Annotated in this window: 18 protein-coding genes; 7 read left to right on the top strand and 11 right to left on the bottom strand. The window is 58.2% G+C overall.

Annotated elements, in window-relative coordinates:
• The first annotated feature begins 15 nt into the window (after nucleotides 1-15).
• Complete coding sequence (locus tag H1Y01_RS03120) at nucleotides 16-504, top strand: hypothetical protein (protein WP_180538684.1); 489 nt, start codon at nucleotides 16-18, stop codon at nucleotides 502-504.
• 11 nt (nucleotides 505-515) lie between these two features.
• Here the strand turns inward: H1Y01_RS03120 and H1Y01_RS03115 are convergent, their stop codons facing one another.
• The 6 genes from H1Y01_RS03115 to H1Y01_RS03090 form a co-directional block, all read right to left on the bottom strand.
• Complete coding sequence (locus H1Y01_RS03115) at nucleotides 516-1,298, bottom strand: TIGR00730 family Rossman fold protein (protein WP_180538682.1); 783 nt, start codon at nucleotides 1,296-1,298, stop codon at nucleotides 516-518.
• The gene (gene lpxD, locus H1Y01_RS03110; RefSeq protein ID WP_180538680.1) at nucleotides 1,295-2,326 is read right to left on the bottom strand and encodes a UDP-3-O-(3-hydroxymyristoyl)glucosamine N-acyltransferase; all 1,032 of its coding nucleotides are present in this window, start codon (nucleotides 2,324-2,326) and stop codon (nucleotides 1,295-1,297) included. The genes H1Y01_RS03115 and lpxD overlap by 4 nt, the downstream gene beginning before the upstream one ends.
• Nucleotides 2,327-2,381: 55 nt before the next feature.
• The gene (locus H1Y01_RS03105) at nucleotides 2,382-3,281 is read right to left on the bottom strand and encodes a hypothetical protein (protein ID WP_180538678.1); all 900 of its coding nucleotides are present in this window, start codon (nucleotides 3,279-3,281) and stop codon (nucleotides 2,382-2,384) included.
• Between the two features lie 217 nt (nucleotides 3,282-3,498).
• Nucleotides 3,499-5,622: a M28 family peptidase gene (locus H1Y01_RS03100; RefSeq protein ID WP_180538676.1), complete on the bottom strand. Its 2,124-nt coding sequence runs from the start codon at nucleotides 5,620-5,622 to the stop codon at nucleotides 3,499-3,501.
• Entirely contained in the window at nucleotides 5,568-6,050 is a 483-nt protein-coding gene (locus tag H1Y01_RS03095; RefSeq protein ID WP_180538674.1) for an SRPBCC family protein, read from the bottom strand. The genes H1Y01_RS03100 and H1Y01_RS03095 overlap by 55 nt, the downstream gene beginning before the upstream one ends.
• Nucleotides 6,051-6,274: 224 nt before the next feature.
• Nucleotides 6,275-6,619, bottom strand: a complete 345-nt coding sequence (locus H1Y01_RS03090; protein WP_180538672.1) for a hypothetical protein — start codon at nucleotides 6,617-6,619, stop codon at nucleotides 6,275-6,277.
• Nucleotides 6,620-6,754: 135 nt separating this feature from the next.
• Here H1Y01_RS03090 and H1Y01_RS03085 point away from each other — a divergent pair, with 135 nt between their 5' ends.
• Entirely contained in the window at nucleotides 6,755-8,170 is a 1,416-nt protein-coding gene (locus H1Y01_RS03085) for an alginate export family protein (protein ID WP_180538670.1), read from the top strand.
• 295 nt (nucleotides 8,171-8,465) lie between these two features.
• Here H1Y01_RS03085 and H1Y01_RS03080 read toward each other — a convergent pair whose 3' ends face one another.
• The gene (locus H1Y01_RS03080; protein WP_180538668.1) at nucleotides 8,466-8,759 is read right to left on the bottom strand and encodes a YXWGXW repeat-containing protein; all 294 of its coding nucleotides are present in this window, start codon (nucleotides 8,757-8,759) and stop codon (nucleotides 8,466-8,468) included.
• A 210-nt stretch (nucleotides 8,760-8,969) separates the two neighbouring features.
• On the opposite strand from H1Y01_RS03080, the gene H1Y01_RS03075 reads away from it, so the two are divergent.
• Nucleotides 8,970-9,470: a YajQ family cyclic di-GMP-binding protein gene (locus H1Y01_RS03075; RefSeq protein WP_180538666.1), complete on the top strand. Its 501-nt coding sequence runs from the start codon at nucleotides 8,970-8,972 to the stop codon at nucleotides 9,468-9,470.
• Between the two features lie 3 nt (nucleotides 9,471-9,473).
• Nucleotides 9,474-10,118, top strand: a complete 645-nt coding sequence (locus tag H1Y01_RS03070) for an alpha/beta hydrolase (RefSeq protein ID WP_180538664.1) — start codon at nucleotides 9,474-9,476, stop codon at nucleotides 10,116-10,118.
• Here the strand turns inward: H1Y01_RS03070 and H1Y01_RS03065 are convergent.
• Genes H1Y01_RS03065 through H1Y01_RS03050 form a run of 4 tightly spaced genes read right to left on the bottom strand, consistent with a single transcriptional unit; the run spans nucleotide 10,081 to nucleotide 12,429 of the window.
• Nucleotides 10,081-10,608 carry a DUF2059 domain-containing protein gene (locus H1Y01_RS03065; RefSeq protein ID WP_180538662.1) on the bottom strand — a complete coding sequence of 176 codons (528 nt, stop codon included), beginning with the start codon at nucleotides 10,606-10,608 and terminating at the stop codon, nucleotides 10,081-10,083. The two genes, H1Y01_RS03070 and H1Y01_RS03065, sit on opposite strands and share 38 nt — an antisense overlap.
• A 17-nt stretch (nucleotides 10,609-10,625) precedes the next feature.
• Nucleotides 10,626-11,663 (bottom strand): radical SAM protein, encoded by a 1,038-nt coding sequence (locus H1Y01_RS03060; protein ID WP_180538686.1) that lies wholly within the window; start codon nucleotides 11,661-11,663, stop codon nucleotides 10,626-10,628.
• Nucleotides 11,664-11,678: 15 nt separating this feature from the next.
• Nucleotides 11,679-12,062 carry a cupin domain-containing protein gene (locus tag H1Y01_RS03055; RefSeq protein ID WP_180538644.1) on the bottom strand — a complete coding sequence of 128 codons (384 nt, stop codon included), beginning with the start codon at nucleotides 12,060-12,062 and terminating at the stop codon, nucleotides 11,679-11,681.
• Between the two features lie 16 nt (nucleotides 12,063-12,078).
• The gene (locus H1Y01_RS03050) at nucleotides 12,079-12,429 is read right to left on the bottom strand and encodes a hypothetical protein (RefSeq protein WP_180538642.1); all 351 of its coding nucleotides are present in this window, start codon (nucleotides 12,427-12,429) and stop codon (nucleotides 12,079-12,081) included.
• A gap of 224 nt (nucleotides 12,430-12,653) precedes the next feature.
• On the opposite strand from H1Y01_RS03050, the gene H1Y01_RS03045 reads away from it, so the two are divergent.
• From H1Y01_RS03045 to H1Y01_RS03035, 3 genes are all read left to right on the top strand, one after another.
• A complete protein-coding gene (locus H1Y01_RS03045; RefSeq protein ID WP_180538640.1) occupies nucleotides 12,654-12,932 on the top strand; it encodes a hypothetical protein in 279 nt (92 codons plus the stop codon).
• Between the two features lie 356 nt (nucleotides 12,933-13,288).
• On the top strand, nucleotides 13,289-14,470 hold the full coding sequence (locus tag H1Y01_RS03040) for an AAA family ATPase (RefSeq protein WP_180538638.1): 1,182 nt from the start codon (nucleotides 13,289-13,291) through the stop codon (nucleotides 14,468-14,470).
• Entirely contained in the window at nucleotides 14,467-15,066 is a 600-nt protein-coding gene (locus tag H1Y01_RS03035; protein ID WP_180538636.1) for a DUF4276 family protein, read from the top strand. The genes H1Y01_RS03040 and H1Y01_RS03035 overlap by 4 nt, the downstream gene beginning before the upstream one ends.
• The last annotated feature ends 457 nt before the right edge of the window (nucleotides 15,067-15,523 follow it).

The following is a 15,523-nucleotide window of genomic DNA, read 5'->3' as shown; positions in this document are numbered from 1 at the left end:
ATGGGTCTCGACTATATGCGCGAACTGCAACCGGTCGGAGCGCTTGAAATCAGCTGCGCGCAACTGATCTTCGAATCGCGCTGGCGCCTGCAGCGGATTGTTTCCGTTGAGAACCATTTGTTTTATTTGCAGCCGCCCGGTCCGGATGAAGAGGAAATCCCGTTAAGCGATCACGCCAGAGTGCGACGCCCTGGAATCGCCCGGCAGGTCGATGCCTTTTGTGATGGGGTAGAGACCATCGATGCCGTAGCGCGCTACGAAAGGCATTTAATCCGAAATAGTGAGCGGCTAGTCAAGGAACTCGACGCCTTACAGGAAGAACGCGCCCGTAAGGCGCCGCACCGTGTGTTTGACGAAGAGTCCAGCCCCGCCGTCGAGTGGTACAGGAGAGTTCTGGCCCGTTGCGAGGAACTTGCCAAAGCCGTGCAGCACTACGATGACTACCTCCACGCCGCGGACATCGTTGAGAAAACAAAACCGAAGACAAGGAGATCCGGCGCCTAAGATGGACTGACTTACTCCGGATTCACCGACTTGGCAATTACCGGAGTTTCCTCGGATGGCGCCCCGATCTGCGGTTCCAGAGCCGCCTTCAGCAGTTCGAGCGCCGCCTCGGGAGTATCCGCGAACTGAAATAGCTGTAAGTCATTCCGTGAGATCATTCCGTACCGCGCCAGCGCTTCGAAGTTAATAATCTCGTTCCAGTAATCCGACCCGTAAAGAAAGATCGGGATTCCTTTGGCTAACTTATGAGTTTGCACCAGCGTAAGTAACTCAAACATCTCGTCCAGTGTTCCAAATCCGCCCGGAAACACTACCAGCGCTTTTGCCAGATACGCGAACCAGAACTTACGCATGAAGAAGTAATGGAATTCGAAGTTCAGGTCTTCCGTAATGTACGGATTCGGGAATTGCTCGAACGGCAGCCCAATATTCAAGCCGACCGTTTTGCCCCCCGCCTCGGAAGCGCCGCGATTCGCCGCTTCCATAATTCCGGGACCGCCTCCGGATGTCACGACGAACCGCCACGTATCGCCGGCAAACTGTTTCGACCAGCCGGTAACCAGGCGCGCCAGCTCGCGGGCGTCCCGGTAGTAGCGACCCAAAGGACCGTCCTCCCTCAAACGAGCGGAGCCGAAAAATACGATCGTGTCTTGTATCCGCTGCGCCCGAAAATGCGAAAGCGGTTCCAGATACTCGGAAAGGATACGCAATGGCCTCGAATCGGCACTCTTATAAAACTCGTCGTTCTTATAGGCAAGCGGCGGTCGCCGACGCCCGTCATTCTGTTCCATCATTTCGATTCCAGCCCGTCCAATCGTCTCTTCAATTCGCGTACCGCGCGGAGAAGCTCCGGCAGCTTCGGAAACGCCGTAATCGCGCGCAGCCACAAGCCGCGGTCGAAAGCGGGAGAACCGCTCACGACTGACCCCGCCGCGACATCGCCGCCAATCCCGCTCTGCGCATAGATAACGGCGCCTTCATGAATCGTCAGGTGTCCGGAAACGCCCACCTGCCCGGCCAGTAAGACGTTCTTTTCCAGAATCGTGCTCCCCGCAAGTCCTGTCTGGGCGCAGATGATGTTGTCCTCGCCCACCACCGAAGCGTGCCCGACCTGCACCAAACTGTCGACCTTCGCGCCGCGCTTGACACGCGTTTCGCCCATCGTTGCCCGGTCGACGGACGTCAGCGTCTGCAACTCAACGTCGTCTTCGATGACGGTCACGCCCGACTGCACAATCTTGAAGTGCCGTCCGTCCGCTTGTTTCGCGAATCCGAACCCGTCGCCGCCCACCACCACGCCGTTCTGCAAAATGACGCGATCGCCAATCCGGCAAAACTCGCGCACCGTCACGTGGGAGTGCGCCAGGAAGTCGTCGCCGATCTCCGCGCCTTCGTAGATCACCACGTGCGGATGCAGCGTCGCGTTGCGGCCCACGGATACGTTCTCGCCGACGACGCAAAATGCGCCGATTGCGCTCCCTTCCCCGACCCGCGCGGATTCCGCTATCACCGCCGTCGGGTGTATTCCCGGCGCCGGTCGAGGCGGCTGATAGAACAACGCCAGTGCGCGCGCGAAATCATGATAGGGATTCGCGGAAATTAGGCATGCCGCGCCAATTCCCTCAATTGCGGTTGACGCAAGGATCGCGCCCGCGCGCGTGTCTTTCACCTTGTGCGTGTATTTCGGGTTTGCCAGAAACGTGAGTTGATCAGGCCCGGCCTGATCCATCCCGGCAACGCCGGTTATCGATGCTTCACCGGAACCATGCAGGGTGCAGCCAAGTAATTTTGCGAGTTCCGCGACCGTCCATGTGCGAGCCAAACGCTCAGAGTATCGTAATGCTTCAGGCGTGGGTTAGGTGGAGGTTAGGTGGGGGTCAGGCACATGCGGCGACGCGAAGCTCCGGCGTCTCCTCGACCGCTCGCGCGGTAAAGATCCGCGGTTCGACACGACCGCAATTGCAAACGTCGTATTCGATCGGTCCTTTCAGACCGGTTCGAACCCGTATCGCCGGCGCTTCCAGATCGCTCAACGACGTCAGCAGGATCTCGTTCCCAGCCGCCTCCAGAATCGCCCCATCCAAACGAATATGAAGGCCGTTATGAACTTCGCACTCCGACGCAATCACGCGTCCATCCGTCCCCACGAAGTGTTCGAACACCGGAACCTGATATCGGTCCCAAAGTTCATCCCGCTGCTCAGCCGTGAACGCTCCCGCATCCATTCCGCTGAACACGACCATCGCGCAATCCGAATCGGGATCCAGATTCGATGCGTCAGGCGGGTCGGCGACCGACTTCGCGAACCGGTACAAATCGGCGGTTGCGCGCGCCATCGCTGTAGCCGAATATAGATCCGCGTAGCTCGCCGGTTCGATCCGGCAGCTCCCCAGTCCGGCGCGCGCTTCCGCATAGGGAACCATGAGCGCACTCCGCGTCTGCCGCTGTTCCGGGCGCTGCCGCCATCCGGGAATCCGGCCGGTGAACAAGGACCGGTACTTATCCCAGCTCAGCGGTTCGAACATCTCCAGCGTTTTGGGAATCTCTTCGAGATCGAAATCGACCGTGCGCATGCCCTTTGCGTCCATTTGCTTGCAATAGAACGGAACCTTCCGGGCAGACTGCATCAAGGCGCGAAACTGCGCAATCCGGTCCCCGGCGCGATCTTTGGCCGCGCGTCCCCGCCAAAATGAGGGAATTAACATGATCTCGACTGATTCGGTAGTGCCGTTGTATCGCAAGGCGTTCTCAGGACTACTACCGAGAATCGAAGTCATAGCGCGTCCAACAGAACGTCCAATGCAAATACCGCAATCTGATCCGCGACGGCGACGGAGCCGTGCGCTTAGGGGGAATTCCGCTCGCGCGCGGCTAAGAGCATTCCAAAGTTCATTTTCCGGAGCACCAGCTCCATTTGCTTTCGCGGCTCAGAATGGGGATTGAGCGGCCGGTAAGCGTGTCTTAGAACCTCGTTTCAGGCAACGCCGCTGATTCTCATAGCGCGTTCAGGCTCCGAATCGCCGCCTGAATTTGTACGTTCAGCGTTTGTAGAACTTGCTCAGCCAGCCGTGCTTGCTCTGCCGCCTCTTCCGGGCGTCCGGCTTCCACCGCTTCGCGGATACCAGGCAGCGTTTTGACCCCGTAACCCGTCAGGCTGCCAGGCGCATAGATGGCGTGCTTGAACCACGGCCTTCGCGGCAGTCCGGCCTCCAGCAGCATATGCCGCTCGAACTGCAACAGCCGCTCATTCGCCTGCGCCAGGGCGGCCTGTTCGCGCTCCGATCTGCGGTCCAGCCGGGGCAGCGCATGCGCGTAAGAGGTTTCGTACTCGCGCGCCGATCGTTGCAGATGTCCGATCGCGGTTCGCAACCCGGTGAGGCTCACGCCGCCGGCTTGCAGTTTCGCGATCTCGTCGGCATAGTGCTCCAGCGCGCCGGTCAGCTGCGTAAATTGCAGCGGAATCAGCGCCGCACCCGCGATCCGCATGAGCGCCAGCACCGTAATCGTTGACAGCGTCTTGCAATAGACGAAATTGGTATCGCTGAAATGCGTGTACCAGTAGTAAGAGTCATACGCGGAGTGATAGATCCCGCCGCTTCCCTCGTCGTCGCCGAACCCGAGATTCAGCGACGCGATCCCGAGGTGCTGCAGAAAGCTTGTATAATCCGAGCCCGATCCCAGTGCCTCCATACGCCAGTCAGGAGGCTTCCCCGTGACCGGATCTTTCACGTCCTTCACAATGCCCGCGACAAACTCTTCCAGCGTATGCGAACCGCCGGCGCCGAGCCGGCCTTTACCGGTCGAATCTGAATTGATGTAGGCGATCAACTTGCGGCTCAACTCATCCGCGTGCTTCTCGGCATACTCGGTGGACCCGATCAGCCCGAACTCTTCCCCATCCCACAGCGCGATCATGATGGTGCGCTTCGGATGCCAGCCCTTGCGCTGCAACTGGCCTAGCGTGCGGGCGGTTTCCAGCAGCGTCGATGCGCCGCTCAACGGGTCCATCGCGCCATGCACCCACGCATCGTGATGGTTCCCCGCCAGCACCCACTCATCCCCAAACTGACTGCCGGGGATGCGCGCGATGACATCGTAAAGCGGATGGATCCCATTGTCCATCTCAACCTTCAACCGCACCTTCACGGACCCGTTGCCCACGTGGTACGTGATGCCCAGAGCGCCACGCCATTCCTCCGGCGGCACCTGGCCTTCGAGCTCGCGCATCAGCGGCAGCGCGTCGCCATAGGAAATCGGCAGCACCGGGATCTTCATCAGCGTGCGCACTTCGCTCAAAGCGAGACGCTTCGCGCCCGGCTCCGACGCCCAGCCCGGAGTCATCGGATCGCCGGGATAGAGTGTCATATCGACCACGCTGCCGCGCTGCACCCCATCGGCATTGCGCCAGGCGCCCTTCGGATAGACGTCGCCCCTCCAGTAGCCGTCATCGCGCGGGTCGGAATAGATCAGGCAGCCGAGGGCCCCATGTTCCGCCGCAAGCCGCGGCTTCAATCCGCGCCAGCCGCCGCCGTACCGCGTGATCACGATCTTGCCCTTCACGTCGATCGAATGCTTGGCCAGATACTCGTAATCGCCGGGCATCCCGTAGTTCGCGTAGACGAGCGGAGCCGTGACGTCGCCCGACCCCGAGTAAGCGTTATAAGTCGGAACCTCGTCTTTGTCGTAGGAAGTCGGATCGCCGGGCACGGGAGGTTCCTCCAGCTTCGCGCGGAATTTCTTCGGCGCAGTCATTTCGAGCAGCCGCGTCGTCGGCGTGGGCAACAGCGCGTCGAACTCCTCGATATGCGCGTCGAGCCCCCACTGCTTCATGAGTCCCAGCGCGTATTCCGCGACCTCATGCGAATTCGGCGTACCGGCTAAATGCGGTTTCGCGCTCAGGTGCCGCATATAGCCGCTGATGGCGGATGGGTCGGCCATCAGGCGCGCCTGCTCTTCCCACTTATGCTCATCTTCCAGCGCAGCCGGAGAAAATCCGCGAATGGATTCCTCCGCACCGGCAACCCAGGGAACAACAACGAGAAACGCTACCAGACCGAACCGCCTCAACGATCTCCGTTCCCATGCGCCAATTCGTCGAATGTCACGCGATGCCGCCACGCAAACATCTTAACGATCTGCGCGCGCACGCGGGCGTGCGCCACCGCGTCACCCAGCACTCCCATCGGTAAGGCATACTCCACGTGGTCTTCCATGGTGCACGCGTCCCTGCCTTCTGGGATAAAGCTATGCAGGTGCCGCCAGAACGCGAACGGTCCGGTCTTCTGCACATCGATGAACTGCCGTCCCGCAATGTAGCCCTCGTGGATCGCAACCCAGCGGATCACCAGCGGTCGATGCCCGATTTCGAGCACGACGCAAGCCCCGTCTCCGATCGGCGATTGCAATCCCGGCCGGTGCTCCACTACGCGGACGGGTTCGCCCGGCGGAATCAACTTTTCCAGCGCCCCCGGCTGTTCGTGCCACCGAAACGCCTCCTCCGCGGATCGCGGAATCAGGAGCCGCGTGACATAGAGATGTTTCGTCATGCCGGGCGGCCCGCTGCGTGTGCTGTGAGACGGCCTTCGGCGGCCGCAAAAGCGCTGTCCAATTTTCCTACTTGCATCAAGCTAGCGGCTTCAACAAGAAGCAGGTACGAGTATCGCAGGCGCGCCGGATCATCAGATCCGGCTTCGCGCCGACCCCGAGGTTCCGCGCATCGGGCAGAGAATCGGATTAGCCCTTAACTAACTTGCGCTTGTAAGTTGAATCTTTAAAATGACGCGAGGTGCTTATCCGAAACGTCCGGCGGCAATGGCGCGCACCGCTCGCTTCGAATGAGTTCATACGTGAGCGCGGCTTCCACTTCGACGATCTTCGATTCGAACATTGCGCGGTGGCTCTCGTCGGCCAGATGGGACAGCCCTCTGCGCGCGCCGGTGAGCGCCTGTCGCGCGTGGTAGAAGCTCGTACTCCCCGCCTCAATCGACCCCATACCGTATTCAACGCGGCCCAGTCCGACAAACGTTAGCGCAATCTCGATCTCCAGGCGGATGTGTTCCATCGCACTTTCCTGAAAGCGACTACGAAGGAACTCGACTTCGGGTATGAGCTTCATTGGATACCTCGCAATGCCTGTAAGAGCACATTGGCGCCCACCTGAAGCGGCTTCTTCATACATACCGGGTTATATCGCGCTTGGGGCTGGTTTACCTTTGTAGCAACGAGGCACCGCTTCAGAGGATTCGAGCTAATGATACAGGTGACAACTTACAAACGCCTGACACCACTTACCTTTCTACTAACGTCAGGACTGATAGCGCAAGGACCCTCTCAACGACCGCCGACGCTGTCCGACGCAGAGACTCAAAGCGCCGCCGCGGTCGATTCCGCCGAACCGGCGCCGGATTGGGAAGTTCCGATTCGCGATCTGAACAACGATCTACCCTCCTGGCTGCAATTCAACGCTTTCTTTCGCGATCGCTTCGAGCGTGCCGGCGGCTTGAAGTACGGACCGAAAGCGGACGCCTACAACCTGACGCAGCTCCGCATCATGATGATCATCCACCCGGCAAAGTGGCTGCGATTGGTCGGAGAAACGCAAGACGCGCGGGACTATTTTAATGACGGCCTTGTCGCAACGGCGCCTCCTTACCAGAACCGGTGGGATATCCGGCAAGCCTATGCGCAGTTCGGCGATCCCACGGATGGGTGGTTCGATGTGAGCGCCGGGCGACGCATGCAGAGTTACGGAGAAGAGCGGCTGATCGGTCCCTCGGACTGGCTCAACCAGGGACGCGCGTTCGATGTGGTTCGCCTGGACTTACACCATCCCGGTTTCAACGTAAGCACCTTCGCCTCCTCCGTGGTAATTGCCAGAGATGGCGTTATCGATCATCACCTGGAGGGCGATAACTTATATGGAATCTACAGCGCTTTCGACCGGCTGGTCCCTAAGTCGCACATTGAACCGTTCGTCTTCTGGCACGTAACTCCGGGCAACGTGAAGCTGGTGGAGAATGCCGGACGCGGAGCTCTAAACGAAGTAACGGCGGGAGCCCGCTGGGCGGGGAAATTACCGGGTCAATTCGACTTTGACGTGGAAATGGCCAAGCAGGTAGGATCTTTGGGCCCGGACTCTATTTCCAGCTGGGCCGGACATTGGCTCGTCGGCCGCAAGTTTGAAGCGAAGGGTAAGCCGCGGCCATTCCTCGAATCGAACTATGCAAGCGGCACCAAGAACCCATCCAGCACGAACTGGGGAACGTTTGACCAGCTCTACCCCTCGGCCCACGATAAGCTCGACTTCGCCGATCAGGTTGGATGGAGAAATATCGAACAGGTAAGGACGGGCGTGGAAGAATCGCTCGGTCGTAAGTGGAAGCTCAAACAGACCTATGAGAGCTTTTGGCTGGCCAGCGAAAAGGACGCGCTTTACACGGCAAGCGGCGCTCCGGTAGTGCAATCTCTGAGCGGGACCGCAGGTAAGCATGTGGGGCAGGAACTGGACTTTGTCGCGGTCTATACCTTCAACTCCGCGCTGGAAACCGGCTTCGGGTACGCGAACTTGTATCCCGGCCGTTTTCTGGACACGCTTACTCCCGGCAAAGACTACACGTACCCGTGGTTCTACCTGACTTACCGTTTGGCGGGGAAGGACGAACACTAAGCCTACCGAAGAATGTTTAACGTGTTCGACGCGTCATCAACGAAGTAGCTTTCGGCTGGATGGCGAGGCCCAAAGGGAAGTTGAATCCCTGGTCTTTCAACACCGTGGTTCCCATGGCGGCGCTCGTCAGGTGAGTGGCCGCGTTCGGAATCGCCGCGATCCGGTTATAAAGCGTGTCCGCAAGATATAACCTGCCGTTGGAATCCAGACCGCACCGCTTGCTTACGCGCGCGGCTCTATAAACTCAGGAAGTTACAGAGCCGCGACGGCGACGGAGCGGTTACTACCCGGATTGTTAGCGCCAGCGGCCTTCGTGGAAGTAATAGCCGCCGCCGCTCCGCACCCAGCGATGAGGAACCCAACGGGCGCCGGGCCGAGGCGGAAGAGCCCATGCTCCGGCAACCCAAACGTGAGCGCCTCCATTCCAGCGGTAATAACCCGGCGTCCAAACATAACCCGGGCCAGGAATGGCCGGGCGAACTTCGACAATCGGAGCCGGCGGTGCGACTCGAACATAAACAGCGGCCTTCACCGCAGGCGTGGCTAGCAAACCTAGCGACGCAACAGCCAAAAGCAGTGTACGTTTCACTTTTCTCTTTCCTCCTTAGTAACTCCGCGTTGCTCTGAGAATTCTACCTCAAAAGCTTCGCTTCTGTGTGGAAAGACCGCTGCAAATGGCTGAGAGTTGCAATAAAGGTCTTAATGTAAATCCTTTTTAATTGTGATGCTTCCGGGTGGTTTATTCCAACCGAACGGATACGAAGGTGTGGCGGAAAGCGGCCAAGTAGATAATCAAGAGATGCCCGATAACAGTTTCGACGTTGTTTCCGAGGTCGATATGCCGGAAGTGTCCAACGCCATCCAGCAAGCGCTGAAAGAGATCACGACCCGGTACGACCTAAAAGATTCGAAGTCGTCCATCGAACTAAAAGAGAAGGATAAGAAGATCGAACTGGCCAGCGCGGACGACTACAAGCTCAAAGCCATTACCGAGTTGCTGGAACAGAAGCTGGTGAAGCGCAAAGTACCGCTGAAGAATCTGAGCTATGGCACGGTGATTCCGGCGGCGGGATCGACGGTGAAGCAGGAGGTCACGCTGCAGCAGGGAATTGCGACCGAGAAGGCGAAGGAAATAGTTAAGAAGCTAAAAGATTCCAAGCTGAAAGTACAGGCGACCATTCAGGGCGACCTGGTGCGCGTGAGCTCCAAAGATCGAGACACGCTGCAACAGGCAATTGCGCTTCTGCGCGGGGCCGACTTCGGCGTGGAGTTGCAGTTTACTAATTACCGGTCAAGCTAGCGGATGGCGCGCAGAATCGAATCGCACTTCATCGAGGGACCCGCGGGGCGCATCGAGGCGCTGCTCGAAGAACCGGACGGCGGCGCGCCGATGGAGGCATGTCTGGTCTGCCATCCGCACCCCCTCGGCGGCGGAACGATGCAGAACAAAGTGGTGCATCGCATCGCGCGCGCGGCCCGCGAATCCGGCCGGGTCGTTCTCCGATTCAACTTCCGCGGAGTGGGAAGAAGCGAGGGAGAACATGCGCACGGCGTCGGCGAGATAGAAGACGCCCGCACGGCGCTCGCGTGGCTGCGATCGCGCTACCCCGAGTTACCCTACATGCTCGCGGGATTCTCGTTCGGATCGCGCGTGATTCTGAGGCTAGGCTGCGAACTGGAACAAGCCACGCGGTTACTCGCGGTTGGCTTCCCGACGACTTTCAACGAGTTCCGTTTCCTGGAAACGTGTACGCTGCCCAAGACGTTCATCACCAGCACGCATGACGAGTACGCGCCCGTAGAGCAGATGGAGCAATGGTTTGCCTGGTTCGCGGAACCGAAACGCCTCCAATGGATAGAGGCGTCGGACCATTTCTTCGGGGGAGCGCTGGATCAACTCGAAGCAGCGATTACTGCTGCTCTGCGGGCGCCGCTTTTGTCGGCGTAGCCTGCTTCATTAGCTCCTGCATCTGCGGCTGCAGCGCCACCATACGCTGTTGCAGGACGTCCATCGTTTTGGTCATAAGCACCGGCGTCTTCTTCACATAGGCTTGCCCGGCCGGCGATTTGTAGAAGGCGATCAGGCCATCAAGTTCTTCATCGCTGTAAGTGTCGGCGTAGATCTTCACCATGTCCGCCTGAATCTTGTCCCAGGAAAACGTGTCCTGAATAAGCGTCATCAGGTGGGTCTGCATCTGCTCCATCTTCTGCGACTGCTCCGGCGTCATCTGAGTACCCGAAGATTGAAGCTGCTGCAGGGTCATGTTCTTGATCCGATCCATGCTTTGCGCCATCTGCTGCTGCATGGTCTCCTGAATCTCAGCGACCCGGAAGAGTTCCTGGACCTTGGCCTTCCGGCTCGCCTCATCCGCGAACAGGGAGGCCGCGGAGAGACTAAAGACTACAACGCTGGAAGTGATAATGGCGCGAAGCTGCATACCCAGTAGGGTAACAGCTACTTACGGACCCCGCCGATTTGAACGAGTTGGTTTGCTTCGCTCGTTTGCGGCGGCGCGGAAATGGTTTGCGGCGCGCGCCAAAAATCCATATACGAGGTGTAATGGACGCAAGCGATGGTACATTTCGGAGCGCAGCCCTTCACCGTCAGAAACTCGCGGCGGATATCTTCGACCGTGTACTTTTCCAGCGGGATGGCCGGAAAGCCGCGCTGTTGCGAACAGTAGTGAACCAGGCCGTCTTCACAGACATACAAATAGCGTGCGCCTGCCCGGCATTTCCAATGATTCTCAACGCCGCGCGCGACGTTGTCCTGAAAGAAATTCAGCCGCGCGTAATTCTTCTTGCCTTTGTTCTTTAGCTGAATATAAATGCCCTGCTCCTCATCGGAGAGCGGCTGCAGCTGGCCTTCGTGGTCATGAATAATGCCGACCGTGGAAGAAAAACCAAGTTCGACCGCGCGATTAGATACGGTCAGCGCGTCGGCCGGATTGCGAATTCCTCCGCCGACCACGGAATTGATATTGACATGGAAAAGCGCGTGATCGCTCAGCATCACCAGCCGCGGATCGAGCGTCTTCAAACTTTTCATCGACACTTTATCGGGCATGACATTGTCGATGCTGATCTGCATATGATCGAGGCCGGCGGCATTCAGGCGTTGGATGCGCTCCACGTTCAGAGCAAAGCCGTTCGTGATCATCCCGGCGATGCGGCCATGCGAACGGATGCGGCGGATCAGCACATCGAGATCGGGATGCAGCAGGGGCTCGCCGCCGCTGAACGAGATGATCGATGTGCCCAGAGCGGCCAGGTGATCAATGCGGTTCAGCAGCGTCTGGGTGGGTACGGGGGGCGAAAAGCTGTCGTACTCGTTGCAGTATTCGCAGGCAAGATTGCAACGCCGGGTCGGAATGATATGAGCGAGCACGGGGTGCGAAGTGTGGGCGACGCCCTTCGCGATCATGGTCCATTCGCGCACCCGGCGAATGAGCGCTCTGAAGTCGCGGCGGCGGCGAATCCCAAATCCCGGCATAGGAAGGAAAGACAATTAAACCACACCGTCCGGAGTATCCGGATCCCGGTGAGCCCTATTCAACGTGAAGGCGGGAACACAGACCGCGATATATTCCGCACCCTCAGGTTCCGGCGTGCTATAGCGAATCCATTCGCCACGCGATGCGATCACCGCCTGTCCGGCACGTACATCCAGTTCGCCGCCGGCATGTTGCACACGAAGTAACCCATTCAAGACCACTGTGTATTCATCGAAGTCCGGGGTTTGACCCGGCTCGTTCCAACCCTGTGGGCTGCGCATGTGGGCGATCGATACTTCGGAAGTTGACGAATTTACGTGGCCGATGTACTCATCGATGAGTTTGATTCCAACACCGGCAGCTTTCACACGGGACGGGGATGACAGGAGGCGAGGCATTCTTACTTTGCGCGTATTACTGGCGAACCATTACGATGGTCTGATCCGTGTCGCCCCGCGGCGAACTCAAGTGCCGCTTTACCGTTAAGATGCGTCCGTCGGGGCTTTTGGTCCATCGTTCTTCGGAGTGGGCCCGAGCATTGTCGTAATTGATGATCAGCGTGTCGCCGGCGAGGTGTCCGCGCGTCTTGCTGACCATTCCACGCATCGTGTTTTCGCGCTCCGAGCCATCCAGAGGGACATGAATCACCACCGGCTCGCCGTCACGATCGCGGTTGATCACGATTTCGGCGGGCTGCTGGGTCACGCGGTCCGTAATCGCCGAGGGGCCAGGGAGCTGTGCGAAATCGCTCTGTTTCGCGTCCATCTTCCACGTTCCAGAAAAATCCGGGCCGGCCGCAGCTTGTGCTAGCACACAAACAGCGAGCAATAAACAGCTAAACAAAGCGAAGCCGGCGGCAGGGTTCCAGCGTCTGTTTAAAAGTCGGGTTAGCACTGTGGTTCATTTTATCCTTTTCGGGAAATTAAATTAGCCCTTGCCGTAACGAACGGTTGGCGGCTATACTTTGCTTTTTCGAGTGTCGTTCTCAAATGATGCCGATTGACGATATAGACCCCCAGGCGCCGCAGCGGGAAGCCGCCTTTTTCTACGGGCTGTTTTTGCGCGGGCATTCGCTCGAAGCCTTGCGGCAGGATATCGATGTGTCGCCAAAGCTGCTGACCAAATGGCAGAAAGCGAAGGACTTCGGGTCGGAGTTCCGCGCGGATCTTGAAAAGGTCTACAGCTTCCGCAAGCAGGTGCTTGCGGTTTTCGAGGCCTTGGTGCACAACGAATCGCTGAATTCGCGCCACCATTTTCGCATTCAGTAGCGGTGGTTCATTTCGCGCCCCAAGGGTGATAGATAAAGTTCACGCGAGCGCCGGAACATCGCTCCTTTGATCGGAACACCGATCTGCCTGCGCCGTCGAACGGGACCCCACCGGACCGGCAAGTTCACCGTTGCGCAGCCCGGGTAGGCGTTCACTGCTAGATCGCAAACAGGTGCCGAAGAGCAGCGCGCCTTTGAGGCCGGGTGTGAAACCGCTGCAGAAGACGGCGCCGAGTCGGCGGCGCTTCGGCGTATTCGCGTTGCTATGCCCCTACCCTGTAGATCGGCCGGATGCCGCAATGGCCGAGCCGAAGATTGCGTGGCTTATTATTGGTCCGTGCAATGCCAATCAAGGCGATGAAGAAAAACACGCTAAAGAGTCTTCAGATTCGGAACCTGCTCTCCTTCGGAAACGACTGCCCAAGAATTGAGCTTGGAGACCTAAATATCCTAATCGGCCCGAACGGCTCCGGAAAGTCCAACCTCATCGAAATCCTCGGGTTGCTCCGCAGTACCCAAAGAGACCTGGCGGCGGAAATCGGGGACAGCGGAGGAGTGACCGAATGGCTTTGGAAGGGAAAGCCAAGCGTAAAGAGCCCTACAGCCTCCATACAGTGCGATGCCTCGCCTAGCGGAATCAAAAAGACGATTTCTTACCGGCTCTCGTTCACTCGTCTCGGGTCACAGCTGAAGATTGTCGACGAGCGGATCGAGAATGAGAAGCCCGACGAGGGTCACGATAAACCGTACTTGTACTTTGACCTGAATGGGGGGCACCCCATTCTAGATGTTGCGGGGCATCCCCGATCTCTGAAACGAGAAGAAGTCGACACGCAGCGGTCGATCCTGTCGCAGCGCCAAGATCCCGATCAATACCCCGAAGTAACCTACTTAGGGCGGTACTTTGCGAGTTTCCGTCTCTATCGGAACTGGCAGTTCGGACCCAATTCCGACATTCGAGACCTCTATGGGGCCGGTCAGAAGAATGACTTTCTGGAAGAGGATGTCAGCAATCTCGGTCTGATGCTGAACAGGCTGCGGGCCGATGCCTCTAGCAAAGCCGAATTGCTCCGCCATCTAAAGATGTTTTACGCCGGAGCCGAAGATGTGCTCACTCCGATCCAGAGCGGGTTGGTCGACCTGCGGATCGAGGAGGAGAACGGAATTTCAATTCCGGCCTCGCGCCTATCAGATGGAACGCTTCGCTGGCTTTCACTTCTCACGATTCTTTTGCATCCCTCACCACCGCCCTTGGTCTGTATAGAGGAACCTGAACTGGGCCTCCATCCGGATATGATTCAGCCGCTGGCGAGACTACTCGTGAGCGCGTCCGAGAGAATGCAACTGGTTGTAACAACTCACTCCGCCGATTTGGTCGACGAGATGTCAGGCCGTCCGTCGGCGATAATCGTTTGCGATAAACATTCTGGCTCATCGGCGTTAAGGCGTTTGGACGCGGACCAGCTGTCTGAGTGGCTCCAACGATACAGATTGGGCCAGCTTTGGCGCACCGGTGAAATCGGAGGGAATCGTTGGTGAGCATTCGCATCTATGTTGAAGGCGGTTTCGAGGGCAGCACGAAGAGCAACTGTCGAAAAGCCTTCGGGGCGTTTCTTGGAAAGGTCATTCCCCAAGGATCGTTTAAGGTCATAGCATCCGGGAGTCGTCAAAACGCATTCGAGGACTTTTGCACAGCTCTGCGCCAGCACCCGAGAGACTACGTCGTTCTCTTGGTGGATTCGGAAACAACCGTGACCGAAACAGCATGGCAACATCTGAAGCTGCGCGAGGGTGACAAATGGCTCCGTCCGGCGCCGGCGCTCGAGGATCAAGTCCATCTGATGGTTCAAGTGATGGAAGCTTGGTTCTTGGCCGATCAACGGGCCCTTTCAACCTACTACGGACAGGGTTTTCTCCGGAATTCGTTGCCACGCCAAAAGACCATTGAATTGATCGATAAGGAGCGAGTGTTTAAGGCGCTGAGTCACGCGTCCAAGCCTACACAGAAAGGGGAGTACCACAAGACGAGGCACGGGTTCGATCTGCTGGAGCTCATCGATCCTGGTTTGGTCAGAGCCGCATCTCCCCATGCGGAAACCCTCCTTAGTGTACTGACTAGCCACTCCGAAGTTTAGGACCCTCAGGTCGCCAAGTTCCGGGAGATGGTGCAGGTGTGGACAAGTCCCCCTCTCCGCACTATGCATTTTCGATAGGTTACACGGTTCGGGGTTGCTGCGTGCACTCCCCTCACGGTTCACCGCAACGGTGTTTGCAATTATTTCTTGAGCGTGCCCCGAAGATAGCAGCGCTCGTACCAAGGCGACCGCCCCCATGTCTGCGGATATTCAAATTGTCGCCCCACTCACTCCGGGCGGACTTGTATCGGCTAACTCTAACGGCGGCATTGGCTGTGACACCCCTAACATAGGGATATCCGGTAACAAGCCGATTTATCGCCTATTAGATCCCGCCCGAGAACTTACCGGCCGCTCGACCTTGTTCGAAGCCGTTCCAACCAATCGTTTGCAAGCTTCACGTAATAGCGGTAAGGAACCGCGATCCAAGCCTTCCGGGCTGCCATCCCCTGATAGC

The organism is Nevskia soli, from assembly GCF_903970205.1.
Taxonomy (GTDB): domain Bacteria; phylum Acidobacteriota; class Terriglobia; order Bryobacterales; family Bryobacteraceae; genus Bog-113.
This window is presented reverse-complemented; position numbering and strand designations above follow the sequence as displayed.

What these genes read in the sequence shown, in the direction of transcription:
- H1Y01_RS03120 (WP_180538684.1), top strand. Translation starts at nt 16, where the DNA reads ATGCGCGAACTGCAACCGGTCGGAGCGCTTGAAATCAGCTGCGCGCAA.
- H1Y01_RS03115 (WP_180538682.1), bottom strand. Translation starts at nt 1,298, where the DNA reads ATGATGGAACAGAATGACGGGCGTCGGCGACCGCCGCTTGCCTATAAG.
- H1Y01_RS03105 (WP_180538678.1), bottom strand. Translation starts at nt 3,281, where the DNA reads ATGACTTCGATTCTCGGTAGTAGTCCTGAGAACGCCTTGCGATACAAC.
- H1Y01_RS03095 (WP_180538674.1), bottom strand. Translation starts at nt 6,050, where the DNA reads ATGACGAAACATCTCTATGTCACGCGGCTCCTGATTCCGCGATCCGCG.
- H1Y01_RS03090 (WP_180538672.1), bottom strand. Translation starts at nt 6,619, where the DNA reads ATGAAGCTCATACCCGAAGTCGAGTTCCTTCGTAGTCGCTTTCAGGAA.
- H1Y01_RS03085 (WP_180538670.1), top strand. Translation starts at nt 6,755, where the DNA reads ATGATACAGGTGACAACTTACAAACGCCTGACACCACTTACCTTTCTA.
- H1Y01_RS03075 (WP_180538666.1), top strand. Translation starts at nt 8,970, where the DNA reads ATGCCCGATAACAGTTTCGACGTTGTTTCCGAGGTCGATATGCCGGAA.
- H1Y01_RS03070 (WP_180538664.1), top strand. Translation starts at nt 9,474, where the DNA reads ATGGCGCGCAGAATCGAATCGCACTTCATCGAGGGACCCGCGGGGCGC.
- H1Y01_RS03065 (WP_180538662.1), bottom strand. Translation starts at nt 10,608, where the DNA reads ATGCAGCTTCGCGCCATTATCACTTCCAGCGTTGTAGTCTTTAGTCTC.
- H1Y01_RS03060 (WP_180538686.1), bottom strand. Translation starts at nt 11,663, where the DNA reads ATGCCGGGATTTGGGATTCGCCGCCGCCGCGACTTCAGAGCGCTCATT.
- H1Y01_RS03055 (WP_180538644.1), bottom strand. Translation starts at nt 12,062, where the DNA reads ATGCCTCGCCTCCTGTCATCCCCGTCCCGTGTGAAAGCTGCCGGTGTT.
- H1Y01_RS03050 (WP_180538642.1), bottom strand. Translation starts at nt 12,429, where the DNA reads ATGGACGCGAAACAGAGCGATTTCGCACAGCTCCCTGGCCCCTCGGCG.
- H1Y01_RS03045 (WP_180538640.1), top strand. Translation starts at nt 12,654, where the DNA reads ATGATGCCGATTGACGATATAGACCCCCAGGCGCCGCAGCGGGAAGCC.
- H1Y01_RS03040 (WP_180538638.1), top strand. Translation starts at nt 13,289, where the DNA reads ATGAAGAAAAACACGCTAAAGAGTCTTCAGATTCGGAACCTGCTCTCC.